Genomic DNA, 26,368 nt, shown 5'->3' on the forward strand with positions numbered 1-26,368 from the left:
AGCGTGGACATCTGGGGATTGATGGCATTGATCGGAGTTTTTGTCGTGGTGGTCGTGATCGGTGGATTATTAAATGGCGAAAGTCCGGGGAATGTGTTCGGTTTGTTGTGGCGGATCGCGAAGAAAGTAATAGGTTTCGTCATAGTAATTGTACTTTTTCCGGTCATTATAGCCATTTCGGTTTTTAATCCTAAGTGGGCTGTACCTGAGCGATACAAAAAGCTGATAAAATAAACCATGAAGAATCGAATATACTATTGAACGAGCCATGTGGGAAAGCATCCCCTTGGCTTTTTCTGTGTTCAGGGGGAAATTATGGGCGATATAAAAATGGTCGTGCGAATGTGTGAGGTTGAGCATGTGCCGGTCGAGAACAGTCATTTTCACCGCTTAGTGATTGAGGATTTCGGCCAAGAAGCGGCCAATGGCTTTACGTATGAAATCGAGGTGCCGGATGACGAACTAAATTTTAGCTTCGATCAGATCATGCAATCCGGATCTAACGAACTGAAGGAAATGGCTTTCCTCATAACCGGAGGCGAGGCCCCGGGCGGCAGAAAGGAGCGTGATGCGAGTTGAGCAAATATCTTGACCCGAAGTTTATAGCCGGCCTAATCGCCATGGCGGCTATCACGCTGAACCGTAAATTCTTATGGAATTTAGACGAAATCGAATTGACCGCATCCATCGGGGTGACGGTCAATTTTATTATTGTGCAGCTTGCCGAGGACATCCAGAAGATGAAGAACGGCGAGAAACCGTCTTGGAACAGCACAAAGCTGGTGACGATGTTTGTTGCCTGCGGCATCATCGGCTTCACGCAATACGCCGGATTCGAACTTGAAACGGAAGATGTCCTATGGGTGGCCGGGATCGCTGCAGCTGTAATAACCGGCAAGGGGATCAAGGATATCAAAGAGGCTAAAATGAATGGGGTGACTCCAATTGCAAACGACGTCGCAAAAGATTACGACTATTCGGGGCTTGACGCTGAGAAAACACATTCCGTTTAGTGTTACTGAGATTCAGGACATTACGGATGTGCTCCCGAAGCACTCAATCAAGACATGGGGCCGAATGTCCTTTACCGATATCAAACGCATTGTCGTCCATCATATGGCTTCTGAGGCCCCGTTGAGGAATCAGGCGCTGTATCACGTTAATTCTCACCACTGGCCGGGAATCGCGTATAAATTGTGCGTGTCGGATGGCGTCCTGTACCAGACGAATGACCTGTTATCATATACGACGCATGCCAAGGGCGCTAATACCGATTCCATCGGAATTGCGGTCAAAGCCGACTTATCGAAACGGCCAATGACCGAAACCGAACGTCAACTGCTGTATGCCGGCATTCTTACACTGCTCGAGATCTGGCCGAATGCGGCCATCGTTGGTCATAATGAAGTGTCCGCGACATCGTGCCCATGTACGGATATGAAGGTTATCCGGTCTGACATTGAGCTTCTGAAGAAGAAGATAGCTGAACAGGAGGATTATGCTGGATCGGTATCGGCTGAATGCGTTCGATGCTATGCCATAAAAGAGCGTGTCAATGAGTTGGGTAGCCGCCTAAAAGACCCGAAGTGGGGTGAAGCTGCTGAGATGAAACTTGAATGGCTGTATCCGGTCATAGATGTGGTGGGCGGCGACAAAACACCGTTGGGAGTCGTCAATCGTGTGCTGGAGATATACAAGACGGCGATGGGATCGGGGGTTTACTCGTCGGAGGGAGTGCGGAAGCTGCTGCTGTTTGAACCATTAATGAATGAACGGGGCCTGCTATGACAGAGGCCCTTGTATTTGTTATACTAGATTCAGATATGGAAATATTATCTGCAAATGGGCAAATAGGGGGAAGTCGGTTGCAGTATATTATTTATATGGATGAATCTAACGATGAGGGTCCATACTACGGGAATTTTTATGGCGGGGCATTGGTTCGATCGAAAGATTATATGCGAGTTGTGGACTTGCTCGAGAGTACCAAAGTAAAGAACAATATGCTTGGAGAGGTTAAATGGCAAAAAGTCACCTTAAATTACCTCGAGAAGTATATGGATCTAATTGATGTTTTTTTCGATTTAATTGAGATGGACATTATAAAACTGCGTGTTATGTTTACCCAGAATAATCGTGAAGCGATAAACCTCACTCAAGAGCAACGAGCAAGTGAATATGAGATGCTCTATTATCAATTTTTTAAGCATGCATTCGGATTGAGATATTCAAATATGAGCAAGAGTAGTGATATTTCACTTCGAATATATTTTGATGAATTGCCCGTTGCACCACAAAAAGCTACTAAGTTTAAGGAGTTCATTGAACGCCTTCAATACACGAAGGAGTTTTCTGAAGCAAGATTGAAGATAAACAAAGAGGATGTAACTGAAGTTAAATCTAATCAGCACGTTCTACTGCAATACATGGACATCGTCTTGGGAGCTATGTATTTTAGATTAAACCAATTTCATAAAGTAAAACCAGAAGGGGAAAAACGCAGAGGGAAGAGAACGGTTGCCAAGGATAACCTTTACCAGCACATTAACCGACGAATTCGAAAAATATACCCGAATTTTAATATCGGAGTTTCTACTGGTGCAATAAGAATTACGGATCGTTGGCATCATCCTTATAGACATTGGCTTTTCATACCAAATGAACACAGAGTGCTACCTGAGTACAAGAAAGAAACCCCATCACTCCTACATATTGGCCTAAGTGGAACTTAAGCGTTCGGAGATGACAGGGCTTTATCTACCTATAATATACCCCGTTGTCGAATATCATGCAACATTAACTTTATTTTACAGCCGCCTTTAGGCGGTTTTTTTATTTCCAAAAGTTCGCGATATACTTCCCGAATCGCGTACTAAGCTCCGATCGTGCAACCTCACGCATAAGCGTAAAATGATCCTCATATCCCCGGACCCAAAACTTGTATCGCATTTCACTTTCGAATAGCCCTTCTTCAATCACCTTGATCTGGCGCTCCTTCAGAAACTTTCGCACCTCAACCAGTTCTTTATGAATCTGATCGGCCAGCTTGCCGTTAGCGGCTTCGAAAAGCAGCCTCAATGATACCGAATCACTCTCGAGCTTTTGCCGATCGACTTCGACCATATCGAGCATATAAGGCAGGATCACGTAATCACGAATGGCTATTATCTCTTCAGGCGTGGGTATGTTGGGTCTCCACTGCATGATGATCACCTCATCAACAGTATACCCGAACAAACGTTCTTTATGAAGGGGGATTCAGTTTCCAAATCTCCATAATATTCAGGTCCAATTCCTCCGCAATTCTGTACCCCACTTCTAACGTCGGCAGCTGTTTTCCGTTCACCAGCGAGCTCAATGTTGTTTCGCTGATTCCGACCTTCTGCGCGAACTCCCTTTGTTTGATATTTCGCTCCGCAAATATGACTTTAAGCGTGCATTTTATCATCCCGGATCACCTCATGGGATAAGTTCGCTTTAAAGTAGTTTAAATCCTTCTCGAAAGATATCGATGGACTTGCATAAATAATGTCGAATCATCGTACCTATAATCATCAATGATTCGGGAGGCAAACAGCATGAGAAAAAAGGCAGACGATTACCTCGATACGGAGGCGATGAGACTTGGCTTTATTGGGATGTTGGCGGACCTTAATGTGCAGCTGGTTGGGGGAGATCATTCGCCGGCTATACGCGCCGTTTTGATGGATCGGAAACAACACATCGAGAAGCGATTGGAGGATCTAAAATGAGTCAATTTGCGAGGGTGAAAATTAACGGTTTCGATTTCGACTCGACGGCTCCGGTTCAGGGCATGGTCTACGACGAACGAAAAGAAGAAGCCAAGCGCGAAATGATGCACTCAGCCATACGGACTTTTATTGCGATCGATGTCGTGCTTATTGGTTGGTGGCTCTGTTTCTGGTGGTATGACGGCGGCTTTCATCTCGCGTACGTCCTGTTTAACAAGCTGGCTCCTGGATTCCTCAATATGGTGATGACCGGACAACTCTAACAATCACCGCTTGTCTGCAGCAAACAACCTGTGATGTTCAGGCTATGACTTGCTCGCAGCTTGTTCAGCCCGATTCCCAAGGGATACATCGTTTTATTTACTCCGGTATCCTTATAGGAGGCTTTCTATGCGTATTGAAAAGAAGTTAATGCTTGCGCTAAATAAGATCGCCGATGGTTTCCGTTATATCGAGTCTAGGCCCGTCCTGTGTGGCTCTGAGCATGCGTTTCGGTTGCCGATGGGTAGATGTGCCCTTGATGTTCAGAACCGTTTGGACGCCCTTGTGTCCGCTGTTGGGGCCCCGGTGGAATTGATTGATCGAGGCGGCGCGGTCATCGTTCGAGTGGTGGAGAAGGACTTTCCGCAGCGCATGCGATTCCAGATGGATGACCTGCGGCCGGATCGGTTGCTTATTGGATACGATCGGTTATTCCGGCCCGTTTATAACCGGATGATGCATTTACTATCGGGCGGCGCTTCCGGTTCCGGTAAAACAGTATGGCTGCGGTTTGTGCTGTATCAGATGGCATGCATGGGCGCGGTCGTAAAGATTGCCGATTTGAAGGGGTTCAGCTTCTTTCCGTTCGAGGCTTTACCGGGCTTTCAAGTCGTTAAAAATCTGCCCGATACTGCGGACCTTTTGAACGATGCATGCGCCGAATTAGATCGCCGCGAACAACTCGTAATCCGGTCCCGAAACCGACACGTTTTAAAATCACTTCCTTATAATGTCGTCGTTATCGATGAGGCTGCACAAATCGCTCCGAAGATGCACAGCGGACGCATGAGGGACTATGCCCGGTATTGTGATGAATGTGTCGCCCGGCTGGCTCAGAAGGGACGAGAGCCGAAAGTGATCCTCATTTACTGCACGCAGCGACCGGATCATACGATCATAAACGGCCAGGTAAAGAGCAATGTAGAGGCAACCGTTGCGTTCCGGACCCATACCGACTATGACAGCCGGATTATCCTTAATACACCGGGAGCCGAACGCATATCTGTTGCCACGCCCGGACGCTGCCTATTCCGTGGCGAAACTTTGCAGACGCTTCAGGTGCCGTTCATTGGCGAATCCGATCATGAATGGGAGCAGTTATTGGCCCCGTTGAAGGTGGAGGTATTGAACGATGGAAGCTCTCACCGTACCCCGGCATCACGAAGCTATATTGAAGGCTCTTACACAGGTGCCGATCGCGACGACACGCCAGCTGGCCACACTGAACGATTCGCTGGATCCAAACAAAAAGGCGTCTCGGCTGCTAAGAGAGCTGGAGGACGACAAACAAATACAGTCTCGTTACCATGGTCAACAAAAGATATGGCGGCTGAAACGTACTCCGATGAGATTGCCGACTAAGATCGACCATGCGCTCGCGGTGATTAATCTGTATTTTGCGCTGCGGCCAAAGTATTGGATGTATGAACCAATTGAACGGTTTACCCACCTGGGCCGGGAACTGGTATGGGCACCGGACTGTATATTCGTCCATGAGCGAAAAGTGTACGTATGTGAGCTGCAGTTAACGCCGATGACCGGCAGCAAGTGGGCGCGGTCAAAGTGGGCTTACTATAACACCTATTTCAATGCCGGCCATTTCAAACAAGCTGCATTTCAAGGGTGGAGCAGTAAGACGATCTTGCCGCAATTCCTTGTCATCACCGGCCAGCAGCCGGAGACGGTCCGGAATGGGTTCGATATTAATGGAAGGGATTTGATTGTTACTAAGAGCTTCTAAAGGGAAGTTGTTAACATGTGGATATTGCCTTTCTAAAGCCCCTTTATACCCATTTGGTCATTTTGGTCATCGGATTGGTCATGTGAATAGCCAAAAGTAGAGTGAAGTAATGTGATTGAAATGAGGGAAACCCTTGATAAATAAGGGGATAGACTGACATAAAGTGAAGCATAATAAAGCATTAGGACATGGGCGGCATGATGTAATCACTACATCATAACCCCTATATATCAAGGAAAACGGGACCTTTCGAGGTCCCGTTTTTTTATAAAACCCACGAAAAACTCACATTCCTTGCAAGCTGGAGTCTTCAGGATATCCGCGAAGTAGGTGTTTACTTTGTCGACGGCATCTTTTTGCATCTTCTCTGAAACGTGTGTATAAATGTGTAGCGTCAGTGGCGGGGGTAACGGGCCTTCTTAAACGTTCTCCCTTTAGGAATAGAAAGCGATGAATTAGGTTTCCTGTATTGCGGCAGTTTATTTCCTAGTCTTTTCGGCGGCTTCAGCGACCCGGATGGACAAAGCTGGAGCAGGTTGCTGTTTCTGGCTGTTGCGCATTGATTGGCTGTTAGTTGAGTGGATTCAGGAAACGAAATTGGATTCATTAAGTTGCTCCGATTGAGCACATGGGGAAGACCTAATACATGACCTATTTCATGAGCTAGAGTTTGTATTGTTGCACCGTTCGAAACGACGACGGCTACGCCGTTAGGCGTAAAAAAGGGCGCGCACCCTACCGTAACGCCAGCACCACTGCCGACCAATGGCCCGGCGACATAGTAGATGGCAATATCTCTAGTAAAGCTGCCGGGTCTAAACGCTAACCACGCACGAAAATAAGGATGGAGATCTTCGTATGGAGGACCGCAAAGAAATGCTCCGGGATTCACTATAGGACCGCCAAGACGCCTAAAAACGGGAGTTCCATTCGCATTGAAAAAACGAAACCTGAAGGTAATCCCGCACCCTCTATATAGGTTAATCAGCGTTCTCAAGTGCGTAATAAAGGTAGTTTGGGTTAACGTTGATCCTGGCGCAACATATACGGATAATACCAAGCAACGAACAAATTGTTGCGCTGGCGTTACTTTTTTTTGACCGCCTGCTTCGCATCCGCAATTCGTGTCCAACCGTTTCCGTGCTGTAGGCATACTTTTTCGACCGCCAACGATCGAGCCAATCCGTTTCTGTTTCAACTTATCGATCATTATCTCACCACCTGTAATAAGATGAGATAATATATTCATAGATTCCTAGTGAGGCTTGTACGCTTGTCAGTATCAATAGTAATGAACTGCCCAATGTTGCCGGCGCGGAACCGAGCCAGCTGTGCCGGAGGAGGTGCCAAAGCCGTACATGCCGGACCAGAGCTATGCCAAATTTATTTCTAATAGCAGCAAGAAGATGAATGGCATTGCACATGAAAAAACCGGCCTTTCGGCCGGTCCGCGATCTCGTGGAAAAAGGTACTCAGCTTCTCAGACAGACATCTTCTTCAAACACGCTTCGAGCCGGTCAAGATTTTGCTCGTTGGCTGGAACTGCGATTTTCTTGATGGCATTGAATACGGCAGCGTTTTCGAAAAGCTGGCGCCAAGTCAGTCTGGTTTTGCCGCCAAGATCCTCGAAGGTTGCCGTGAGCTGATAATGGGGTGCGCAAAGATGCCGCAGCACGATCCGTTCAGGCCCAATTTCGACAAATTCGCTTTTATTGGGATAATCGACTCCGTTCGGTCCGTGCATCACAAACTCCCATATCCCTCCCGGCCTGAAATCAAATTCGTGAAAAGTGTTCGTAAACCCGTTCGGACCCCACCACTGCGCTAAATGCTCTGGTTTTGACCAGGCTTCGTAAACGAGAGCAGGGGATGCATTCACCACCCGCGTTGTTACCAATTCGTATTCTTCCGCTGCGCTGATTTCGTTATTTGCCGCACGGTTTTCTGTCATGTCCGTTCCTCCTCTGCATGTTAAAGCAGTTTAGGCGATCTCCAGCTGCACACCCAGCTTGTCCAGCATCTCCTTGGTGCCGTGCTCGCGCTGAGCCGGCGTATCGCGGCCGTCCAGGAAGACGCCTTGCTCGGTGAAAATCAGCTTTGTGCCTCCGCCCTTCATCATTTCCAATAATTTTGTAAACTCTTCGATCGTCACGGGTTGTTTCAAATGCATCAGCCTGGAAATGTATTCCAATTCGTCCAAAAGCTTCTGCTGCATCAGGATCGTTTCGTTCAAACGGGCGATTTGCAGCGACACGATTTCCAGCGGACTGAAGTGCCCGCGTCGACGGAGAAAACAGGCCGATCTAATCGTAAAGCCTCAACGTTCGTATCGTGAGTCCCGTAAGCTTAGCAAGCTCTCCCACCTTCCAAAGCCGCTTCATAATCACCTCTTTGTGGCTGCGCATCTGTTTACCGGTAACTATATTTTAAAACATGACGTTACGTTACGTGCAAGTGTTAAAATGCAGTTGCCCTCCAGCAACTCGTTGAATATTCCAGCGAGATTCAAGCGGGGTTAAATTGTAGACGTAAAGCTGGACGGTGGTTTACAATACTTTAAAACAAATAAATTGAAAAGCTCTCTATAATTAACGTATTAAAATTAACGTAGATACTTCCTTCTGGCGGAAAACGGCAGCATTGTTCGGTGGGAATGGGGGAAATGACTGTGGGGAAATTAGTGGGGTTTATCGGAAATCTAAAATGGACGAACCGGTTTTATCATTATTTACTCTCCTATATATTGATTGTCGTAACCATTCTTGTAATTGTCGGGGGCGCGGTATATAAATCTTTTTTTGCTACGTTAAGCAATGAAATCGAAACGTCCACGGTTACAACGATGAGTAAAATTAAAGACGATATGGACACAAGAATTAGCGAAATGAACCGGATGGCTGAGCAAATCGCCTCCGAGTCTTCATTATCTCCTTTTATGGTTTCGGAGGATGGGTATTCATCGTACAGAACGGTGAAAGAATTGAAAAAATATCAAAAAACCAATATGTTTATCGGTGACATCGTTTTATATTATCCTTGCCCGTCCTGCACAACAATGTACGCAGCGAGCGGAACTTACGATACGAATAACTTTTTTAACTCCATTTATAACTACGAGCACTGGAGTTTAAAGAGTTTTTTAAATGCATTGCCCACCATGGATTCGCCTGTTATGCGGCCGTTAGAGCGGGTTAGTGTTAGCGGAACGTCCACGAATATATCTACTTATGTTTATCCTATTTCATCTAATTCGGCAAAACCGTATGGCGCTGTCTTCTTCTTCATTGAGGAACGGACAATAAACCATTTAATTCAAAATGTATTGGGTCATAATCGAGGGTTCGTATATATTATGAACGGCCGCGATATCATTGCGCATCATTCGAATGGTGATAGCGAGCAAAACGAGGCGCATGTCCGGAAATGGATCGAATCGCAAACGGAACCGGCTCTCGTGAGTGAAGCGAAAATTAATCATAATCCGTATACCGTCATTCATGTGAAATCCGACTTTAACGGATGGTCTTATGTCACCGTATTGCCGCGAGAGCAAGTAATGAACAAAGTCGATCAAAGCAGAGAATTATTCAATTGGACAATAGCCGCTGTATTTATACTGGGATTATTGATGGCCGTATCCTTCTCGGAAAGAAATTACAGGCCGCTTAGAAAGTTGATCGCGTCTATAAGTCACGGTCCGCGTACCTCGTTAACGGTTTTATCGAAAAAAACAAATGAACTCGATATGATAACGGATTATGTATCGGAAATAAGCAAAGAATGTGAAGGTTTAACGCATAAGCTGCAAAGCCAGTCAAGCATCGTCAAAGAACAATCCCTGCTTAAGCTGGTCAAGGGCAGAGCTAATGAAAAGGAGCAGCCGGATACGGCGACGGCCATATCGAGCCTGCAGCTGGATAAATCGCATTTTGTCGTCCTGTTATTTTGGATCGATAACTACAATCAATTCAGTCAAGAATATCCCAAATCCATGCAAGAGATATTAAAATATAGTTTAATCAAGGTTACGGAAGAGTTGTCTTCAGAGCTAGGGAACGGGTTAGGAGCGGAATTGACGGATGATCGGGCAATCGTCATTTTGCTGAATATGAACGAAGAGGAAGCTAAGCTCGAGCATATTGCAAGTTTGGCGGATAAAGTCAAACAGTTCTTTAAACAAGATTTCCATATGACGCTGACCGTTGGCATCGGAGATATTTGTACCGATTTTTCGATGATTCATCACTCTTTTTTACAGGCCAAACAGGCGATGCGTTATCGTTTTATTAGGGGAAGAGACCAGGTCATTTGCTACAGCGAGCTGCAAAACGCCAAGAAAAGCGAAGCCTGGTATCCCCTCGAGCTGGAAATTCAGCTGCTGAAGGCAATCAAGCAAGGAAACGACGGAGCAATACAGAAACTAATAAGAAGCACGATGGACAACATCCTTACCAGGCAAATGTCGCTTGAGGCTGTAGAGTTTATTTGTTTTAACATTGGCAATACGATGATGAAGGCTCTAATGGAATTGAATATCGAAACCGATCAAGGGATTGAACAATTGTTGGAAGATCTATACGTACCGCGTTTTGAAACCATAGAAGAACTGGAAAGCTTTATTATCGATTTCTGCCGTAATGTATGCGATCGCATTATATATCAGAAGGAAAGCAAAAATTTTGTCCTGCTTGAAAACATCAAAGCCTATATTAACGACAATTTCCGGGACAATACGATTGATTTGAACAGGATAGCCGATACGTTCGGAATTTCCGCTTCATACGCTACCCGATTTTTTAAAGATCATACGGATTATACAATCATGCGTTATATTGATCAGCTAAGAATGGATGTATCCAAACAATTAATCGGAACGACTGATTTGACGTTAAAGGAAATTATGGTTGAAGTAGGTTATGTCGATTCAACCAATTTCATTAGAAAGTTTAAAAAAATCGAAGGCATTACGCCGATGGAGTATAGAAAGATTATCAAAGGCAGCTCGTCGGAGGCGGAATCCGCAATCATAGTTTGAACGGTATTTGAGGGGCTGGAGAAATCCGGTCCTATTTTTTATTTCGTGCTCGGAAACGCATGGGTCATGCATGTTTGTAAAAATAAGCTGATGAATAAAAGAATTGCCGATTGTAATTTTCAAATAGACGATGATGATTGCAAATGCTTACTTTATGCGGGCAGTTCCGTACCCTATCATGCTGCTGTAAAAAAAAGCCGATGAACGAAATCTCTGCCGATGGCGGAAATTTGTATGAACGATTACTGTGGATATCAGGAACGTTCCAATAGTCAAGAAACAGGGAAGGTGTTTGCATATCGATGAAAGCATTGCCTGCAAGCGAGATTTCGAATCCAAACCATCGAAGAGTGTGGAAATCGGTTCTTAAAAACTGGCGGTTATATGTCATGCTCGCCCCAGTCATCCTTTATTTTCTCGTTTTCCATTATTGGCCGATGTATGGCGTTCAACTTGCGTTCAAAGATTTTATCGCGACGAATGGCATATTCGGAAGCCCGTGGGTTGGATTCAAGCACTTCGAACGTTTTTTTGACAGTTATTATTTCTGGCGGCTAATTAAAAACACGCTAAGCATCGGCTTGTATGAACTCGCGGTCGGATTTCCGATCCCAATCATTCTGGCGCTTATGATCAATGAAGTGAGACATAAGTTTTATAAGCGGCTCATCCAGACCGTCACTTATATGCCTCATTTCTTATCGACTGTCGTTCTGGTCGGCATGATCATGATCTTCTTGGCTCCGGAAACGGGGATCGTCAATCAGGTCATCAAGCTATTCGGCGGAGAGCCGATCAGGTTTATGACGGAACCGGAATGGTTCAAATCGATCTTCGTCATGTCGGGCGTTTGGCAGCATATGGGTTGGAGCTCGATCATTTATTTGGCCGCCTTAAGCGGAATCGATCCTCAGCTGCACGAAGCGGCCAGAGTCGACGGGGCTTCCAGACTGCAAAGAATATGGCATATCAATATTCCCGGCATCATGCCGACCATCGTTATTCTGCTCATCTTAAAAGCGGGCTCCATATTGGGAGTTGGATTTGAAAAGGTATTTTTGATGCAAAATAGTTTGAATATGGAAAGTTCCGACGTGATCTCCACTTTCGTTTATCGCAGCGGAATGTTGGAAGCCCAGTACAGCTTCGCAACGGCTGTCGACTTGTTTAATTCCGTTATCAATTTTATTTTGCTGGTAACGGTCAACTTCATTGCCAGAAGAGCCGGAGGGAGCAGTTTATGGTAAGCGATGCGGATGCAGTAACGCGTCAGACTAGAGGGGATCGCGTGTTTGAATGGATGAACTATGCGCTGCTTACCATCATCCTTCTTCTAATCCTATACCCTCTCCTATTCGTAGCAAGCGCATCGGTCAGCGATCCGCAAGCGGTCAACAGCGGGAACATGTGGCTGTGGCCGAAGGATATCACGTTCCTGGGGTATGAAAAAATATTTCAGAACAAAGAGATTTTAACCGGGTATCTTAACACGATCATGTATACCGTTCTAGGTACGTCGATCAATCTCGTCATGACGATTCTCGCGGCATTTCCTTTATCGCGAAGAGACTTGGCGGGAAGAAATGCCATCATGGCCATGTTCGTCTTTACCATGTTCTTCAGCGGCGGACTGATTCCAAGTTATATGCTGGTCAAAAATCTCGGCATGTTAAACACGGTATGGGCGCTGGTCATTCCGGGCGCGGTATCGGTTTGGAACATTATCATTATGCGCACCTTTTTTCAGCAAAGCATTCCGTCCGAGATCCATGAGGCGGCGGCGATCGACGGCAGCTCCGATTTCCATTTGCTTCTGAAGATCATATTGCCGCTGTCGATGCCGATCCTTGCCGTCATGACGTTGTTTTACAGCGTCGGTCATTGGAATTCGTTTTTCAACGCACTCATTTATTTGACCGATCGGGACCGGTTCCCGCTTCAGTTAATATTAAGAGAAATTTTGATCCAGAATCAAATGGAGCAAATGTCGGAAAGCGCGGATGCGTTGACAGATCAGATTTTATACGCGCAAACGATCAAATATGCCGTCATTATCGTTGCGAACCTGCCGGTTCTGATGCTTTATCCGTTTTTGCAAAAATATTTTACCAAGGGAATCATGATAGGTGCTATTAAAGGGTAAGACGAGTCGTTACCAATCCCAGGAGGATCTACAATGAAAATGAAGAAATGGACTTGCTTTTTAATCGGAACGTTGATGATCTCTTCGCTTCTTGGCGGCTGCGCCAAAACACCGGAAACGGAAAAGGCTGAACCAACGGAAACCAAATCCAATTTGACGGAATCAGGGATGCCGATTGTCAAAGAGCCGGTAACGATCAAATTTTTCGCCCCGAAGCGATTCGCATCGCAGAACTTGAACGACATCATGCTCTGGAACGAATATGAGAAAATGACGAATATCAACGTGGAATGGAATGATGTCATCAGGGAGCAATTAGTGGAGAAGAAAAACATTATTCTGGCCAGCGGGGATTATCCGGATGTGTTTTATGGAAGCCGTTTTTCCAGCTCGGATCAGCAGAAGTACGGCCAGCAGGGCATTTTAATCAAACTCAACGACTTGATTGAGAATCATGCGCCTAATATCAAACGTATTCTGGATCAAAATCCTGAAATCAAGAAAGCAATGACAATGCCTGACGGGAATATATACGCGATTCCGACAATAACCGATCCGTCTTTTACGGCCATGCGTTCGGGTACCTTCATGTGGTATAAACAGGAGTGGCTTGATAAGTTAGGCGTATCAATGCCTACAACGACGGAAGAGCTATATAACTTCCTCAAGCAAGTGAAAGAAAAGGACCCTAATGCCATCCCGATCGGCGGCGGCCCTATTGACAACTTAATCAGTCATATTAAAGGTTCATGGGGGCTCGGGAACAGAGGGGCGTCTCATCCGAACGTTGACGTGGATCCGAAAACGGGAGATTTGCGATTTATTCCAGTCGCCTCGGAGTATAAGGAGATGCTGCAATATATACAAAAGCTTTACAGCGAAGGACTGCTGTACAAGGATACGTTCTCGGCAAACGCCGACCAAGCGATTGCCAATGGTATTGAAGGAAAGTATGTCGTGCACCCGGGTTATAATCCGGAAGCCATGTTTAAGCAAAAAGGATATACCGGCGGTTTGACTTTGACGGGGCCGCACGGGGATCAATTATATGCGAATGTGGGAGCGACGGTTGGATCGTCCGGACAATTTGTCATTACCAGTAACAATAAATATCCCGAAGCTACGATGAGATGGGTCGATTATTTGTACAGCGACGAGGGCGCAAAAATGTTCTTCATGGGCTTTGAAAACGTGACTTACAAAAAAACGGCGGATGGTCAATATGAATTCGTGGATGAGATCAAAAACAATCCGAAAGGTTTGACGCAGGACCAAGCTGCAGCGCAATACTTGACCTGGCCCGGCGGCGGTTATCCCGGCATTCTGAAGCAGCAATTTTTTAAAGGATCGGAAGGGATGCCTTCCTCCGTCGAGGCCGTTAAGAAAGTAGAGTCTCAATTCCCTGAAGAGATTTGGGCGCCTTTCGTTTACACGCAGGAGGAAACGGATAAAATGTCGGCGTTAAAAGCCGATATCGAAACGTATGTGACGGAAATGCAAGCCAAATTCATTACAGGCAACGTTCCGTTTACGGAATGGGACAAATATACGGAGACTCTGAAAAAAATGGGTCTTGACGAATATATGGAAATTTACGAAGCCGCGTATGAGCGATACAAAAAGTAGGAGGATTCCGATGACAGCCCCCTTCTTCCAGGAGGGGGCTCGTTATCTCATTCGAACAAGCGAAATTGGGGAAGGAGCTTTTATCCGATGAAAGTATCTACATCATTAAACGTCTTTGGTTCTTCCGTATCCAGGATGGAAGCGCTGCGAAGATGTGCTGCAGCCGGCTTTCAAGTTTTGGACATGAATTACTGGGATTTGCAGGGGCAGATGCTGCAAATCAGCTGGAGCGAGGAGGAAGCGTGGGCGAAGGAAATGCGTGCTTACGCGGATCAATGGGGAGTCCGATTCACCCAGATGCACGGGCCTGTTCACGGAGGGACATTTAAGAACCTCGCAGCAGGGTTGACGCTCGATTCGTTTATCGGCCTTGCGGAGAGATCTCTGCGAACGGCTGCTATTCTGGGTATTCCCTGGGTTGTATTTCACCCATCCGATATCTCTAAAGACGGGAAAGAAACTTACCGGGAAATACTGGACTTCAATATTGATTTCTATCGCCGTTTACTTCCTGTGCTTGAAGAAACGGGAGTAGGCATCGCTCTTGAAAACGTGTGCCATGTTCAAGGTTATAACCGCTTCTTCGCGAATGCCGAAGAACTCGCACAGCTCGTCGACGCACTCGATCATCGGCTGGTCGGCGCCTGCTGGGATACGGGTCATGCCCATGTGCAAAAGATCGAACAGGCATCTGCATTCCGGATACTCGGCAGCCGGTTGAAAGCGACTCACATCCATGACAACAACGGCGCAAGTGACCAGCATCTCCTTCCGTATCAAGGCACAATTGATTGGACCGAGCTGGTGGGGGCGCTCAAAGAAATCCGATATAGCGGCGATTTTACCTATGAAGCGCATAATGGCGTAAACAAGCTTCCCGACGGGATACGGGATGCCGGCCTGAAATTCGCGTTCGATCTGGGCAATTATGTAATCTCTCTGAAATAAGAGAAATGGGGGGAATTGAATGAGAATATTAATAATCCGTCACGCCGATCCTGATTACCCCAACGATACCATTACGGCAGCGGGGCATTTGGAAGCGCAGGCGCTTGCTCAAAGGCTGAAGAAGGAAGGGATCGACCGAATCTATTCCTCTCCGGTCAACCGAGCGCTCCATACGATGCAGTATACCGCCGAGCTGCTCGGAATCGAACCGGTTATCGAACCGTGGACACGTGAATTGAGCTTGAATCCCGTTATTTTCGAAGGCAGCAAAATCGCGGCCTGGAATATTCCCGGTGAAACCGTGAGGGGCATTCAGCCTTACCCCGGCCATGAAATATGGCGGGAGCGCACCCCATATCGCGATTACGCGCAGGATTACGATAAGCTCAATGCGGATTCCGACGTTTTTTTAAAGCGTCATGGATATGTAAGAGAAGAAGGCAGGTACCGCATAGCGTCGCCTAACCGCGAAACGATCGCGGTATTTTGCCATCACGGGTTTGGGGTGACCTGGCTGGCCCATTTGCTCGAGATCCCTTTGCCGATCGCCTGGAGCGGATTTTGGTTCCCGCCAAGCTCCGTTACCACGGTTTTGTTCGAGGAGAGGAGTCGGGAATGGGCGGTTCCCCGCTGTACCGGCTTGGGAAGTATAGCTCATCTTCATGAAGCGGGGCTGAAAATCTCGACAGCCGGACTTTTGGCCAATGATGTTTGAAGCGACGAAAACAGTGATAGAACGGATCTGTAATCAAATAAGATTTGCCGCTTAAGAGCGGCAGATCTTATTTGTTTTGTTGCCGGGCGGTATTCATTTCCTAGATCTTTTTTTGGTTAAAATCTTTAAATTTATGCATGATTTTGAGAAATACGTATCGATTCATCCCATGTACAATGAATCATATATTTAAAAAGTACATGCGAGGTGTATACCATGTTCACTGCATTGGAAAATTGCCTGCCTACGGAGCAGGATGCTGCCTTCTTTAAAGAAAACGGTTACTGGGTTTCTCCTGTCATTTTCTCACCCGATGAGTTGTCTGAAATTGTTGAACATCAAGATAAAATGTACCATGGTGATTATGAAACCGGAAGGGAGCCGATTTGCAATTGGCTGGAAGGCCGCGATCATCCGAGATCGCTGCGCAAGACGGATAATTCCCATTGGTCGGACCTTACGCTTCGAAAAGTAGCGACAGACCCTACGATAGGCGCGATAGCCGGTAAACTTCTTGGAGCTGAGAGCATTAGGCTGTTTCATGATCAACTGCTCTATAAACCGGGCAGAGCGACGGCCAAAGAAACGGCGAACGTCGGCTGGCATCAGGACTATGTGTACTGGCAATGCTGCATGGAGCCGACGCTGGTTACGGCTTGGGTTGCCTTTACGGATGTAGATCTGTCCAATGGCTGCATGCAAGTGGTGCCCCGCAGCAATCAATGGGGATTGTTGAGTGTCAATAACTTTTTCGAGCAAAACTTGGAGAAACAGCGGGATATGATGGACATTCCGGCTAACGAAAAGTTCGAAACGGTTCCGTTAGTCATGAAGGCCGGTCAGGTCAGCTTTCATCATGCCTTGACGATCCACGGCAGCGGTCCGAATACAACCGATCACGCGCGTCGGTCCATGGCGGTTCATTTGATGTCGGGCGAGACCCGGTATCGTTCTACGGAGAAAGGCGATGGCCACTTTAACGCCCAAATGATGAAGGGGAAAGATGGAGAACGATTCCAGGGCGAGAACTGGCCGGTCCTCTATCCTGCCGGATCGGTTGATTGAAATTACGATTCGAAAGTCAATGCTTGTGAAGCGATACAAGACCGTTCTTCCCGTCCAAACGGAATGGGAGGAACGGTCTTTGTCGAATATGATCAACCTGATGTTTCCCTTGTTGCGGCATTTAGGGTCCTAGGGCAAAAGAGTAATAAGGGTATAGGAGGGGACAATAATAAATCCGCTTAAATAAATAATAGTAATCGATCATGCTGTAGAGGAGAGGGAATTTACAATGCCAAAGCAATCCGATAAATTTTCTACGCCTAAGAACGCGCATTTAATGGAATCGGAAAGGGAAATCCGTTTCGAACTGCCTTTCGAAATGGATTTTGAAAATTTATCGTATATCGGCGTGGTTCTTCACGAAACTTGGGGAGTAAATGAACATCACCATGAGCACTTTGAACTGTGTTATGTGGAGAGCGGACAAGGGTGGTTCACCATTAATGACTCGCTGTATACGGTGAGTAAAGGCGATTTATTCCTGACTAAGCCCGGCGAGAGCCATCAAGGAGCGGCTTCCGGGGAGCTGCCTTTTCGCCTCTATTACCTCGGTTTCAATCTCGAACAGATGAGAAGCCTGGAGATCGAATATTACCGAATCGGCTTTAACCGCGTGGAAAAAGACGAGAACCATTTCATTAAATATTTATTCGATAGCATTGTCGACGAGGTTCGCATGAAACGCCAGCTAAGCAAGATGATGGTCGAAGGGATGTTTATTCAGCTTTTGGTCACGATCGTGCGAATCTATAATGCGGACAATAAGGGACACACGGAAGGGAGAAAGCTGGCAACGGTCATCATCGATATATTAAATTATTTGCATTCCGATATTCGGGCCGATCACAATGTCGCAGATCTCAGTCAACGGTTTCATATTAGCCGCTCTCATTTGGCGCGCGAATTTAAGCAGCACATGGGCGTAAACATCGGCGTATATATACGATCGCTTTGTCTGGATAAAGCCAAGCACTTGCTGCGGGAAACGAACGAATCGGTGTGCGCGATTGCGGAAACACTGAACTTCACCTCCATTCATACGTTCAGTATTTTTTTTAAAAGGCACACAGGTACTCCTCCGGTTGAATACCGCAAGCAGAATATCTGCTCGAAAGTAGTTAAATAGCATGAATTTATGTAGAAATGTGTCGAAATGGTGAAAATGTTTAATTTTCGGGCAGAAATCTAAAAATACAACTTGAAGATACTTATATATAATCAGATTGTCTCGTGAGCTTGAACTGCAATAAAGGAGAGAGAGGAGAGGAAATAGTCGGTCCGTGAAGCAAGGTTTTTCTTTTTCTGTCGAAATGAAAGCGTTCTCTAATTCAGTTTAGGGGGTCGAAGCAGTGAAAAAAATATTATTAAGCGCATTGGTTGCATTAATGGTTCTTATTGTTGGCGCGGGCTGCAGCTCTTCCACGAATAAACCGGAAGACTCGAACGGCAAATCGGGGGGGAAAACGAAAGTCATCGTATGGGGTCTTGATCCGATGGCAGTTGGAAGCGGCAACAAAGAGATGATCGAAGAGTTTAACAAGACCCATGCCGGCATTGAGATTGTCCCGCAATCGATGCCGGGGTCCGGCGGATACGATACGCAAGATTTGAGCAAGCTGACCGCGGCTATCGCTTCCGGTTCGCCGCCGGATGTCGTCAATTTGAATGCCCCGTTTATTATGGAAGTCGCTTCGCGGGGGATCCTGATGCCGCTGGATGAATATATTGAGAAGTCCAATTTCGACTTGAGCAGGTTTTACCCGTATACCGTGAAGGAGATGACGTTCCAAGGGAAAATATGGGGACTCCCGGTCGGTATCGACGATCGTATTCTGTACTACAACAAAGACATGATGGCTAACGCCGGCCTTGATCCCGAAAGTCCTCCTGTGACATGGGACGAGCTGCTCGAATACGGTCAGAAGATGACGATCAAGGATGATAAGGGCGGGTTCAAACAAATCGGATTCATCCCGAACTTCGGGAACAGCTGGCTCTATCTGTATTCCATCCAGAATAACGGCAAATACCTGGATGACGAAGGGAAGAAAGTACTGCTGAATTCGCCCGAGAATGTCGAAGCGCTTGAGTTTATGGTCAAAGGCTACGATATGCTGGGCGGAGCCAAGAAGATTAACGCTTATTCATCCACCTTTCAAGGCGGGGCGAATGATCCGTTCCTGACGGGCAAGGTTGCGATGGTAACGAACGGCAACTGGGCGATTGCGGATATTGCGAGATTCGCGCCGAATCTCAATTTCGGCGTTGCGATGCCTCCTACACCGACAGGCGCGGATTTCAAGACATGGAGCGGCGGCTGGTCATGGGGGATTCCGAAAGGAGCCAAGAACCCCGAAGCGGCCTTCGAAGTGGTGAGCTGGCTGACAACCGAAGGTCCGAAGTTCAGTGCTGAAGGTGCAGCCAAGTATAATGCCGAACAAAAACGGATTACGATCCCGTCTTGGACCGCCAATATAGACACGAACCAATTCCTTATGGAAAAGTATGTGGATCAGCTGGACAATCAAAGGATTAAAGATGCCGTCAAGTTTTCCATGGACGCTCTCGAGCATTCCATCAGCCTGCCGGTATCTCCGGTCGGGCAGCTCTTATGGTCCGAGCATGCGAGGGCAATTGACGAAGCCATCTACCATAAGGGAGAGCCACAAGAGATTCTGGACGCCGCTGCGAAAAAAGTACAGGAAGAGCTCGATAAATTCTGGAAGAACAACAAGAGCATCGAGTAAAGAAGGGAGAGAGATATGATGAGGCCCAGTGCCTCATCATATTCTCCACTGTCTGTGGGAAGGGGCTCGATATAGTTGGGTAAACGGAACAGCATGATGCGCAAGGAAGCGATGGTCGGTTATTTATTTGCTTCCCCGTGGTTTATCGGCTTGGTTTTATTTACATTGTTTCCTATTGCGGCATCGATAAGATACAGTTTCATGGATTACAATATCCTCCAGCCTCCCGTCTGGGTCGGTCTCGATAATTATAAAGCTCTGTTTCAAGACGAATTGTTCTGGATTTCGCTTTACAACACCTTTTATTACGTCTTCCTGAGCGTACCGCTGACGATGATCATCGGACTGGCGATTGCCATGCTGCTTAATGCCGATATTAAGGGAATTGCCTTATATCGGACCTTGTATTATATGCCGTCTATTGTCCCGCTTGTAGCGGCATCGATTTTATGGGCATGGATGTTCGATCCGAATTTCGGGATCCTGACCAATATCGTTCAATTCTTCGGTTTGCCGGCGCCCGGCTGGTTGTCCGATCCGGCTTGGGCGAAGAACTCCTTGATCTTAATGTCGTTATGGGGCGCCGGCGGAGGCATGATCATCTATCTGGCCGGACTGAAAAATATACCGAAAGTATATTACGAGGCGGCGGAAATCGACGGAGCCGGCGTCATCCACCGGTTTTTCAAAATAACGCTGCCGCTCTTGAGCCCGACGCTGTTCTTTCAGCTGATTATCGGGATTATCGGAAGCTTTCAGGTCTTTACCCAATCGTTCATGATTACGGGCGGCGGCCCGAACGATTCGACGCTATTCTATGTTTTGTATCTATATAACAATGCGTTTCGCTTTTGGAAGATGGGTTACGCTTCAGCGCTGGCATGGGTGCTTTTCGTCATTATCATGGTCTTTACCTGGATCAATTTCAAGCTTTCAAAAAAATGGGTGCACTATGATCAGATGTAAGAAAGGGGAAACGTGAATGGCTAGTCTGGATTTGAGTAACCGCCAGGCCGACAAGACAATCAGATATTCGGCGAAAGGATTTCGGGCCGGATGGTCCAGTGCCGTTCAGCATGCCGTTCTATTGGCGGGAAGCATCATCTTCGTATTTCCTCTTTTGTGGCTGGTCTCGACCTCGCTGAAGTCCGAGCTTCAAGTGTTCAAGGTTCCTCCGGAGTTGATTCCGAAACCGTTCGAATGGAGCAATTATGTCGATATGTGGACGTACTTCCCGTTCTTTCAGTTTCTTGAGAACACGATGATCATTGTCGTGCTCAGCATGGCCGGCGTTCTGGTCACGGCGCCTCTGGTCGGATATGCATTTGCCCGGTTAAGATGGCCTGGCCGCGATCTGTCGTTTATGCTGCTGCTTGCAACTATGATGCTTCCAAGTCAAGTGACGATGATTCCGCTATACTTGCTCTTTAATCAATTGGGATGGGTCAACACGTTCTTGCCGCTATGGGTCCCTGCCTGGTTTGGGGGAGGAGCGTTCAACGTCTTCTTGATCCGTCAGTTTCTCATGTCGATTCCGCGGGATCTTGAAGAGAGCGCCTTCATTGACGGGGGCGGCTATGCGACGATTTATGTCCGTATTATGCTTCCATTAATACAACCCGTAATTATGACGATAGCGATCTTTCAATTCATGGGAGCATGGAATGATTTCGTAGGCCCTCTCATTTACTTGAACGATCAGTCGAAATTCACACTCTCTCTGGGTCTGAGGGTTTTTCAGCAGCAGACGGGCAATTCGCAGGGTGAGATCGGCATGATGATGGCCGCGACGACCATTATGATCATACCTGTCATCGCGTTCTTCTTCTTAGCGCAGAAGAAGTTCATCGAAGGCGTAGTATTGACCGGGATTAAGGCTTAATAAGACGATTGGACATTATTGTAAAACTCGATGAAACGCATACAGTATGATGGATCATGAATCCATTCGATAGAATCGACACGGCAATCGTGAATTTGCAATCCCACAAATGCGTGGGTTACAACTTAGTTTTGTATAAATGAACGTTAGTTTTATGCATCCTTAATCGTTCAGGGTAACGGTTACAATAAAGTCATATCTGATCCATAATGAGAGGAATATGATGATGACACATAACAATATACCGATACCGGAGCCCCGAATCGCACATTTTGAGCAGTTGGGCTTCGGAATGTTTATTCATTGGGGCTTATATTCACAGCTAGGACAAGGCGAATGGATTCAACATTTGGGCAGCATCCCGATGCCGGAATACGTAAAGCTGCAGGACACGTTCACCGCTGCCGACTTTGATGCCAAAGAAATCGCACGCATCGCCAAAAAATCCGGCATGAACTATATTACGATTACAACCCGCCATCACGACGGCTTCTCCTTGTACGACACGCGGGGGCTGAATGAATACGACGCACCGCACAGCCCGGCTGGACGCGACTTGATCGCCGAATTCGTAACGGCCTGCCGTGAGGAAGATTTGCTTCCGATGCTGTACCACACGACACTGGATTGGCATGAGGAAAGCTTCAAAAACGATTTCGACGCCTATCTCGAATACTTGTACAAGTCCGTTGAAATCTTGTGTACCCATTACGGGAAAATCGGCGGATTATGGTTTGACGGCAACTGGAGCAAACCGGATGCAGATTGGAAGCTTGACGAGCTGTACAGCATGATTCGACGACTTCAGCCAGACGCGCTCATTATCAATAACACGGGGCTGGATCAACGCGGAGCGACGGGACACCCGGAAATCGATAGCGTGACTTATGAGCAAGGGCGTCCTGAGCCGATGAACCGGGAAGGCATGCCGAAATACGTTGCGGCCGAAATGTGTGAAACGATCAATGATCATTGGGGCATCGGCAGCATCGATTTCGCGTACAAATCAGTGCCGTATTTGATCGAGAGCTTGTGCGCCTGCCGCAAAGTGGGGGCGAACTATTTGTTGAACGTAGGGCCAACCGCAACAGGCCGCATTGTGCCGATTCAGCAACATTTGCTGGAGACGGTCGGCGAGTGGATTGCCCTTCACAACAAGCCGGTCTACGAAGGCAAACCAAGCGACGTGAAGGGCGAAGGGAGCAACTTCGTTCTGGAAACGTTGGACGGTAAGCTGTATGCGTTCATCTACAATTTGAAAATTAGCGGCCACGACAATGTAACCGTTGGCGGCGGAGGAGCTGGGGACAAAACCTTCACCGGGCTCTCGCGCAAAATCAGTTCGATTCGTTGGCTCGATAATGGAGAAAAGCTGCAATTCAAGCAGGATGAATCTGCTGGTTCATTTACCTTTAACGCAACGGGGTATCCGTACGGGATTAATCTGGTCGTGCGGGTAGCGGAAATCGAAGCTGAATCCATATAAGATAACGTGAACAACCGATATGGCTTTTTAACGGCGATGGTGGAAATGGGGGATGTGATGGGCGGCATGATGTAAATTAGGCTCAATGGACTGCAGCGTCAATGGTTTCCGCAAGGGGGAACGCCGTTTGACTATATTGATAGTTGAAGAGGCTTCTCCCGGGTTCAACTTGAACCCGACGAGAAACTTCTTTTTTATTATGCGCTGCGTCAATCGCCGAGTATCTTATTCAGCACTAGAACGCGGATGAAATTAATAGTAAAATTCAGGAAGATTTTCAAAAAAACCATGAAGACCGGTGAACCGGACGAAGAGGGCTTACTCACCGGACTTATCCAGAAGGAGCGCCGAATATGGGGAATCCGAATACGGATTGGCTGAAAGAGGCCAAGTACGGCATTTCGCATCACTTTCTTTCCAACTATATCAACCGTGTGGCAAGCGGTCCGGAGGAGCAATGGAAGGACACGGAGAGCTGGGACGACGTTATCGATGGATTTGACGCGGCCGGCTATGCCAGACAGGTGGCTGAGAGCGGAGCTGGCTTCGTCTTGCTGACGCTCGGGCAGAATAGCGGGTACCATCTGTCTCCGAATGCAGCTTATGACCGGATTGCGGGCTTGCAGCCCGGCGAGAGATGCTCAAGGCGGGACTTGCCGATGGACATTGCCGATGCCTTGGAACCGTACGGAATACGGCTCATGCTTTACCTTCCGGTCAATCCGCCTCACTCGGCCCACCAGAGGGAAGGCGATTATGCCGTTACGAAAGCGTTCGGCTATACGCCAGGCATGGATGGGGCGCCATCCCAGGAAACGCAGGAAAAGTGGCAGGCGGTCATCCGGGAATGGTCGGACCGTTACGGCGCCAAGCTGGCGGGCTGGTGGTTCGACGGGCTGTTTCCGCATGTCGTGAAGGGCACTTACGACGACCCGTCCAACCGGTATAATTACGGGACGCTCGCCGAAGCCGCGAGAAGCGGGAACGCCAATCGCATTATTACGTTTAATCCGGGCGTCGAGCTGACGAATGCGTCCTATACCCCTTACGAGGATTATTCGGCGGGCGAAACCAACGCCCCGGGGCATGTTCCATCGAACGGCAGATGGGTAGACGCCGCGGAGCGCATCCAGTACTTTATCTTTACGTTTCTCGGTTCGTTCGATCCTTATTGGGCAGGCTGGGGCAATAAAGGCGTAAACTTCGATACGAAGGAGCTCACAGGCTGGGTAAAGGAAGTAACGGATAAGGAAGGAAGCGTTTGTCTGGATACGAAAGTGAACCGGTTCGGCCAAATCGATCCGCAGCAATTGGAGCAGCTGAAAGCGATTAAGGCGACGATTCGGGGTTAAGCGGCACAAGAGGCACAAGAGTACGGAGTCCCTTCATCTATTGGAAATTGTCAGGCTTGAACGAGGCCGAGGTGCAACCATTCGGGGCGTCATGTCGTCAGTTTCCAGTAGTGGAAGAAGAAGGGGGAGATAGATGTGAAGCAAATATCGAAGGCCGTCGTATTGCTCGCTTGCGCAATCGGACTGACGGCTTGCGGGGCGGTGCCGTCCTCCGGACAGGACGAAGCGTCGCCGTTGGAGAATGGCGCGATCGTGCAGCCGGAAATCGCGGCGGCCGGAACGAAACCCGCGGAACAGCCGCCGAGCCTGACGAAGGACGATGCGGACAGATTGAAGCGGCTGGATCAGCGCGTGCACAGACTGGAGGAGCGGATCCGCATGCTGGAGAAAGCTTTGGCGGCGGATACACCGGAGAAAGCAGTCGAGATGTGGGCAGCCGCGATCGACGCCCGCAATGGCGCCTGGGAATACGCGATGCTCCATCCTGACAACCGCGCCGGCCAGCTGAAAATGTTCGAGGCCGGCGATTGGATGACGGGCGTGTCCAGCCCTTGGCTGGAGCGCTACAAAATCGGCAAGGGCGTCAAACAGAAAGACGGATCGTATCTGTTCGAGGTGCGATTCGATTACCGGACCTCGGATACGATGGGCAAGAAGATCGATTGGTCCGACATTGAGGCAGCACGCGTAACGGTACGCAAGAGCGGCGCAAATTGGTATGTCGTGCAATAATGCAGGATCATTCTCTATAAGAGGCTTCTCTTGAGTCCGTCATCGGACTCGCCGAGAAGTCTCATTGTTATGCGCTAAGCCTTACCCGGATACGGGGCTGCAAATAGTAAAATCCCCAGCCTCTATGAAGTGAGAGGCTGGGGATCTTTGTATTAGCGCAATGTTTTCAATGCGCCGCTCCATGCAAGAACTTGGTCAAGCATGCCGTTCAAGTTGACGAGATGCAGATCGGCTGGTTTGAATACCGTTTCTTTCTCTTGATCCATGAGATTCTCGAAATCGGTGAACAGGGACAATGCCGGATGTATGCGAACGTCCGCTACGGACAGCTCGCCCAAGATTCCGCGCAGATGCTCGGCTGCGCGGGCGCCGCCTACGGAACCGTAGCTCACGATACCTGCCGCTTTATTGTTCCAAGCATCACGAGCATAATCAAGCGCGTTCTTCAATGCTCCCGTAATGCTGTGGTTGTATTCCTGAACGATGAATACGAAGCCGTCCAAGCTGGCCAGCTTGGCATTCCACGCTGCCGCTTGCTCGGAAGCATCGGCCTCGCCCAACAGCGGAAGCTTGTAGTCCGCAATATCGACGATTTCATAATTTGCGTCACCGCGCTGATCGGCGATTTTCTTTACCCATTCCCCTACTTGCGGGCTCAGACGGCCTTGACGCGTGCTTCCAAGAATAATTCCGATATTTAATTTCGACATTATGATTTCCTCCTCTGTTATTGTTTCCACTAACAAACAAAGTGATTCTGCAATTATAAGCTCTTCTGCTTAATAGTAATGAACAACGATGAATTTACGATATCGCCTTATCTTGTTCCCAGTCGGCATCGTTTATTCTCAAACCAAAGTTTGAGTCATCACAGCACAACTGT

29 protein-coding genes and 1 pseudogene are annotated in these 26,368 nt (G+C 47.7%); 23 read left to right on the top strand and 7 right to left on the bottom strand.

The window, feature by feature from the left end; translation table 11 throughout:
• Positions 1–3: 3 nt before the first annotated feature.
• The 5 genes from L1F29_RS05120 to L1F29_RS05140 all read left to right on the top strand — a co-directional run bounded on the left by L1F29_RS05120 (position 4) and on the right by L1F29_RS05140 (position 2,732).
• The gene (locus L1F29_RS05120; protein WP_258387287.1) at positions 4–234 is read left to right on the top strand and encodes a hypothetical protein; all 231 of its coding nucleotides are present in this window, start codon (positions 4–6) and stop codon (positions 232–234) included.
• 81 nt (positions 235–315) lie between these two features.
• A complete protein-coding gene (locus L1F29_RS05125; RefSeq protein WP_258387288.1) occupies positions 316–579 on the top strand; it encodes a hypothetical protein in 264 nt (87 codons plus the stop codon).
• Positions 576–1,013 carry a hypothetical protein gene (locus L1F29_RS05130; RefSeq protein WP_258387289.1) on the top strand — a complete coding sequence of 146 codons (438 nt, stop codon included), beginning with the start codon at positions 576–578 and terminating at the stop codon, positions 1,011–1,013. The genes L1F29_RS05125 and L1F29_RS05130 overlap by 4 nt, the downstream gene beginning before the upstream one ends.
• Positions 1,014–1,077: 64 nt before the next feature.
• Entirely contained in the window at positions 1,078–1,788 is a 711-nt protein-coding gene (locus L1F29_RS05135) for a peptidoglycan recognition protein family protein (RefSeq protein WP_258387290.1), read from the top strand.
• Positions 1,785–2,732, top strand: a complete 948-nt coding sequence (locus tag L1F29_RS05140) for a DUF3800 domain-containing protein (RefSeq protein ID WP_258387291.1) — start codon at positions 1,785–1,787, stop codon at positions 2,730–2,732. Before L1F29_RS05135 ends, L1F29_RS05140 begins: the two co-directional genes overlap by 4 nt.
• 100 nt (positions 2,733–2,832) lie before the next feature.
• On the opposite strand, the gene L1F29_RS05145 is transcribed toward L1F29_RS05140, so the two are convergent.
• Complete coding sequence (locus tag L1F29_RS05145; RefSeq protein WP_258387292.1) at positions 2,833–3,204, bottom strand: YhjD family protein; 372 nt, start codon at positions 3,202–3,204, stop codon at positions 2,833–2,835.
• A gap of 40 nt (positions 3,205–3,244) precedes the next feature.
• On the bottom strand, positions 3,245–3,448 hold the full coding sequence (locus L1F29_RS05150; RefSeq protein ID WP_258387293.1) for a helix-turn-helix transcriptional regulator: 204 nt from the start codon (positions 3,446–3,448) through the stop codon (positions 3,245–3,247).
• Between the two features lie 130 nt (positions 3,449–3,578).
• On the opposite strand from L1F29_RS05150, the gene L1F29_RS05155 reads away from it, so the two are divergent.
• The 4 genes from L1F29_RS05155 to L1F29_RS05170 all read left to right on the top strand — a co-directional run bounded on the left by L1F29_RS05155 (position 3,579) and on the right by L1F29_RS05170 (position 5,754).
• Entirely contained in the window at positions 3,579–3,752 is a 174-nt protein-coding gene (locus tag L1F29_RS05155; RefSeq protein ID WP_258387294.1) for a hypothetical protein, read from the top strand.
• Positions 3,749–4,015, top strand: a complete 267-nt coding sequence (locus tag L1F29_RS05160) for a hypothetical protein (protein ID WP_258387295.1) — start codon at positions 3,749–3,751, stop codon at positions 4,013–4,015. The genes L1F29_RS05155 and L1F29_RS05160 overlap by 4 nt, the downstream gene beginning before the upstream one ends.
• Positions 4,016–4,142: 127 nt before the next feature.
• Complete coding sequence (locus L1F29_RS05165) at positions 4,143–5,375, top strand: hypothetical protein (RefSeq protein WP_258387296.1); 1,233 nt, start codon at positions 4,143–4,145, stop codon at positions 5,373–5,375.
• A complete protein-coding gene (locus tag L1F29_RS05170) occupies positions 5,359–5,754 on the top strand; it encodes a hypothetical protein (protein WP_258387297.1) in 396 nt (131 codons plus the stop codon). Before L1F29_RS05165 ends, L1F29_RS05170 begins: the two co-directional genes overlap by 17 nt.
• A gap of 394 nt (positions 5,755–6,148) precedes the next feature.
• On the opposite strand, the gene L1F29_RS05175 is transcribed toward L1F29_RS05170, so the two are convergent.
• The 4 genes and pseudogenes from L1F29_RS05175 to L1F29_RS34345 form a co-directional block, all read right to left on the bottom strand.
• Positions 6,149–6,964 (bottom strand): hypothetical protein, encoded by an 816-nt coding sequence (locus tag L1F29_RS05175; RefSeq protein ID WP_258387298.1) that lies wholly within the window; start codon positions 6,962–6,964, stop codon positions 6,149–6,151.
• Positions 6,965–7,234: 270 nt separating this feature from the next.
• The gene (locus L1F29_RS05180; protein ID WP_258387299.1) at positions 7,235–7,705 is read right to left on the bottom strand and encodes an SRPBCC family protein; all 471 of its coding nucleotides are present in this window, start codon (positions 7,703–7,705) and stop codon (positions 7,235–7,237) included.
• A gap of 30 nt (positions 7,706–7,735) precedes the next feature.
• Positions 7,736–7,861 (bottom strand): annotated as a pseudogene (locus L1F29_RS05185) (polyketide cyclase); the annotation flags it as partial.
• 196 nt (positions 7,862–8,057) lie between these two features.
• Positions 8,058–8,159 carry a MerR family DNA-binding transcriptional regulator gene (locus L1F29_RS34345; protein WP_373876476.1) on the bottom strand — a complete coding sequence of 34 codons (102 nt, stop codon included), beginning with the start codon at positions 8,157–8,159 and terminating at the stop codon, positions 8,058–8,060.
• A gap of 947 nt (positions 8,160–9,106) precedes the next feature.
• Between L1F29_RS34345 and L1F29_RS05195 the strand changes: the two genes are divergently transcribed.
• From L1F29_RS05195 to L1F29_RS05260, 14 genes are all read left to right on the top strand, one after another.
• On the top strand, positions 9,107–10,789 hold the full coding sequence (locus tag L1F29_RS05195) for a helix-turn-helix domain-containing protein (RefSeq protein ID WP_258387300.1): 1,683 nt from the start codon (positions 9,107–9,109) through the stop codon (positions 10,787–10,789).
• Positions 10,790–11,091: 302 nt separating this feature from the next.
• Positions 11,092–12,036, top strand: a complete 945-nt coding sequence (locus tag L1F29_RS05200) for an ABC transporter permease (RefSeq protein ID WP_258387301.1) — start codon at positions 11,092–11,094, stop codon at positions 12,034–12,036.
• Entirely contained in the window at positions 12,030–12,932 is a 903-nt protein-coding gene (locus L1F29_RS05205) for a carbohydrate ABC transporter permease (protein ID WP_258387302.1), read from the top strand. Before L1F29_RS05200 ends, L1F29_RS05205 begins: the two co-directional genes overlap by 7 nt.
• A 33-nt stretch (positions 12,933–12,965) precedes the next feature.
• Positions 12,966–14,558 carry an extracellular solute-binding protein gene (locus L1F29_RS05210; RefSeq protein ID WP_258387303.1) on the top strand — a complete coding sequence of 531 codons (1,593 nt, stop codon included), beginning with the start codon at positions 12,966–12,968 and terminating at the stop codon, positions 14,556–14,558.
• Between the two features lie 87 nt (positions 14,559–14,645).
• Positions 14,646–15,506, top strand: coding sequence for a sugar phosphate isomerase/epimerase family protein (locus L1F29_RS05215; protein ID WP_258387304.1), 861 nt, complete (start codon positions 14,646–14,648; stop codon positions 15,504–15,506).
• Positions 15,507–15,525: 19 nt separating this feature from the next.
• The gene (locus L1F29_RS05220) at positions 15,526–16,221 is read left to right on the top strand and encodes a histidine phosphatase family protein (protein ID WP_258387305.1); all 696 of its coding nucleotides are present in this window, start codon (positions 15,526–15,528) and stop codon (positions 16,219–16,221) included.
• Positions 16,222–16,437: 216 nt separating this feature from the next.
• Positions 16,438–17,286, top strand: coding sequence for a phytanoyl-CoA dioxygenase family protein (locus L1F29_RS05225; RefSeq protein ID WP_258387306.1), 849 nt, complete (start codon positions 16,438–16,440; stop codon positions 17,284–17,286).
• Positions 17,287–17,515: 229 nt separating this feature from the next.
• On the top strand, positions 17,516–18,412 hold the full coding sequence (locus tag L1F29_RS05230) for an AraC family transcriptional regulator (RefSeq protein WP_258387307.1): 897 nt from the start codon (positions 17,516–17,518) through the stop codon (positions 18,410–18,412).
• A gap of 223 nt (positions 18,413–18,635) precedes the next feature.
• Entirely contained in the window at positions 18,636–20,033 is a 1,398-nt protein-coding gene (locus L1F29_RS05235) for an ABC transporter substrate-binding protein (protein ID WP_258387308.1), read from the top strand.
• Positions 20,034–20,108: 75 nt separating this feature from the next.
• On the top strand, positions 20,109–20,999 hold the full coding sequence (locus tag L1F29_RS05240) for a carbohydrate ABC transporter permease (RefSeq protein WP_258387309.1): 891 nt from the start codon (positions 20,109–20,111) through the stop codon (positions 20,997–20,999).
• 16 nt (positions 21,000–21,015) lie between these two features.
• Positions 21,016–21,915 (top strand): carbohydrate ABC transporter permease, encoded by a 900-nt coding sequence (locus L1F29_RS05245; RefSeq protein ID WP_258387310.1) that lies wholly within the window; start codon positions 21,016–21,018, stop codon positions 21,913–21,915.
• A gap of 226 nt (positions 21,916–22,141) precedes the next feature.
• On the top strand, positions 22,142–23,401 hold the full coding sequence (locus L1F29_RS05250) for an alpha-L-fucosidase (RefSeq protein WP_258387311.1): 1,260 nt from the start codon (positions 22,142–22,144) through the stop codon (positions 23,399–23,401).
• 353 nt (positions 23,402–23,754) lie between these two features.
• Positions 23,755–24,753 carry an alpha-amylase family protein gene (locus tag L1F29_RS05255; protein ID WP_258387312.1) on the top strand — a complete coding sequence of 333 codons (999 nt, stop codon included), beginning with the start codon at positions 23,755–23,757 and terminating at the stop codon, positions 24,751–24,753.
• A gap of 135 nt (positions 24,754–24,888) precedes the next feature.
• Positions 24,889–25,485 (top strand): phage shock protein B, encoded by a 597-nt coding sequence (locus L1F29_RS05260; RefSeq protein WP_258387313.1) that lies wholly within the window; start codon positions 24,889–24,891, stop codon positions 25,483–25,485.
• 152 nt (positions 25,486–25,637) lie between these two features.
• Here the strand turns inward: L1F29_RS05260 and L1F29_RS05265 are convergent, their stop codons facing one another.
• Positions 25,638–26,195 (bottom strand): NADPH-dependent FMN reductase, encoded by a 558-nt coding sequence (locus L1F29_RS05265; protein ID WP_258387314.1) that lies wholly within the window; start codon positions 26,193–26,195, stop codon positions 25,638–25,640.
• Between the last annotated feature and the right edge of the window lie 173 nt (positions 26,196–26,368).

It is taken from the genome of Paenibacillus spongiae (assembly GCF_024734895.1).
Lineage (GTDB): Bacteria > Bacillota > Bacilli > Paenibacillales > Paenibacillaceae > Paenibacillus_Z > Paenibacillus_Z spongiae.

Bases quoted from the DNA above. Each gene is read 5' to 3' on its own strand.
- L1F29_RS05125 (WP_258387288.1), top strand. From the start codon at position 316: ATGGGCGATATAAAAATGGTCGTGCGAATGTGTGAGGTTGAGCATGTG.
- L1F29_RS05135 (WP_258387290.1), top strand. From the start codon at position 1,078: ATGTCCTTTACCGATATCAAACGCATTGTCGTCCATCATATGGCTTCT.
- L1F29_RS05140 (WP_258387291.1), top strand. From the start codon at position 1,785: ATGACAGAGGCCCTTGTATTTGTTATACTAGATTCAGATATGGAAATA.
- L1F29_RS05145 (WP_258387292.1), bottom strand. From the start codon at position 3,204: ATGCAGTGGAGACCCAACATACCCACGCCTGAAGAGATAATAGCCATT.
- L1F29_RS05150 (WP_258387293.1), bottom strand. From the start codon at position 3,448: ATGATAAAATGCACGCTTAAAGTCATATTTGCGGAGCGAAATATCAAA.
- L1F29_RS05155 (WP_258387294.1), top strand. From the start codon at position 3,579: ATGAGAAAAAAGGCAGACGATTACCTCGATACGGAGGCGATGAGACTT.
- L1F29_RS05160 (WP_258387295.1), top strand. From the start codon at position 3,749: ATGAGTCAATTTGCGAGGGTGAAAATTAACGGTTTCGATTTCGACTCG.
- L1F29_RS05165 (WP_258387296.1), top strand. From the start codon at position 4,143: ATGCGTATTGAAAAGAAGTTAATGCTTGCGCTAAATAAGATCGCCGAT.
- L1F29_RS05170 (WP_258387297.1), top strand. From the start codon at position 5,359: ATGAGATTGCCGACTAAGATCGACCATGCGCTCGCGGTGATTAATCTG.
- L1F29_RS05175 (WP_258387298.1), bottom strand. From the start codon at position 6,964: ATGATCGATAAGTTGAAACAGAAACGGATTGGCTCGATCGTTGGCGGT.
- L1F29_RS05180 (WP_258387299.1), bottom strand. From the start codon at position 7,705: ATGACAGAAAACCGTGCGGCAAATAACGAAATCAGCGCAGCGGAAGAA.
- L1F29_RS34345 (WP_373876476.1), bottom strand. From the start codon at position 8,159: ATGCGCAGCCACAAAGAGGTGATTATGAAGCGGCTTTGGAAGGTGGGA.
- L1F29_RS05195 (WP_258387300.1), top strand. From the start codon at position 9,107: ATGAACGGCCGCGATATCATTGCGCATCATTCGAATGGTGATAGCGAG.
- L1F29_RS05200 (WP_258387301.1), top strand. From the start codon at position 11,092: ATGAAAGCATTGCCTGCAAGCGAGATTTCGAATCCAAACCATCGAAGA.
- L1F29_RS05205 (WP_258387302.1), top strand. From the start codon at position 12,030: ATGGTAAGCGATGCGGATGCAGTAACGCGTCAGACTAGAGGGGATCGC.
- L1F29_RS05210 (WP_258387303.1), top strand. From the start codon at position 12,966: ATGAAAATGAAGAAATGGACTTGCTTTTTAATCGGAACGTTGATGATC.
- L1F29_RS05215 (WP_258387304.1), top strand. From the start codon at position 14,646: ATGAAAGTATCTACATCATTAAACGTCTTTGGTTCTTCCGTATCCAGG.
- L1F29_RS05220 (WP_258387305.1), top strand. From the start codon at position 15,526: ATGAGAATATTAATAATCCGTCACGCCGATCCTGATTACCCCAACGAT.
- L1F29_RS05225 (WP_258387306.1), top strand. From the start codon at position 16,438: ATGTTCACTGCATTGGAAAATTGCCTGCCTACGGAGCAGGATGCTGCC.
- L1F29_RS05230 (WP_258387307.1), top strand. From the start codon at position 17,516: ATGCCAAAGCAATCCGATAAATTTTCTACGCCTAAGAACGCGCATTTA.
- L1F29_RS05245 (WP_258387310.1), top strand. From the start codon at position 21,016: ATGGCTAGTCTGGATTTGAGTAACCGCCAGGCCGACAAGACAATCAGA.
- L1F29_RS05250 (WP_258387311.1), top strand. From the start codon at position 22,142: ATGACACATAACAATATACCGATACCGGAGCCCCGAATCGCACATTTT.
- L1F29_RS05255 (WP_258387312.1), top strand. From the start codon at position 23,755: ATGGGGAATCCGAATACGGATTGGCTGAAAGAGGCCAAGTACGGCATT.
- L1F29_RS05265 (WP_258387314.1), bottom strand. From the start codon at position 26,195: ATGTCGAAATTAAATATCGGAATTATTCTTGGAAGCACGCGTCAAGGC.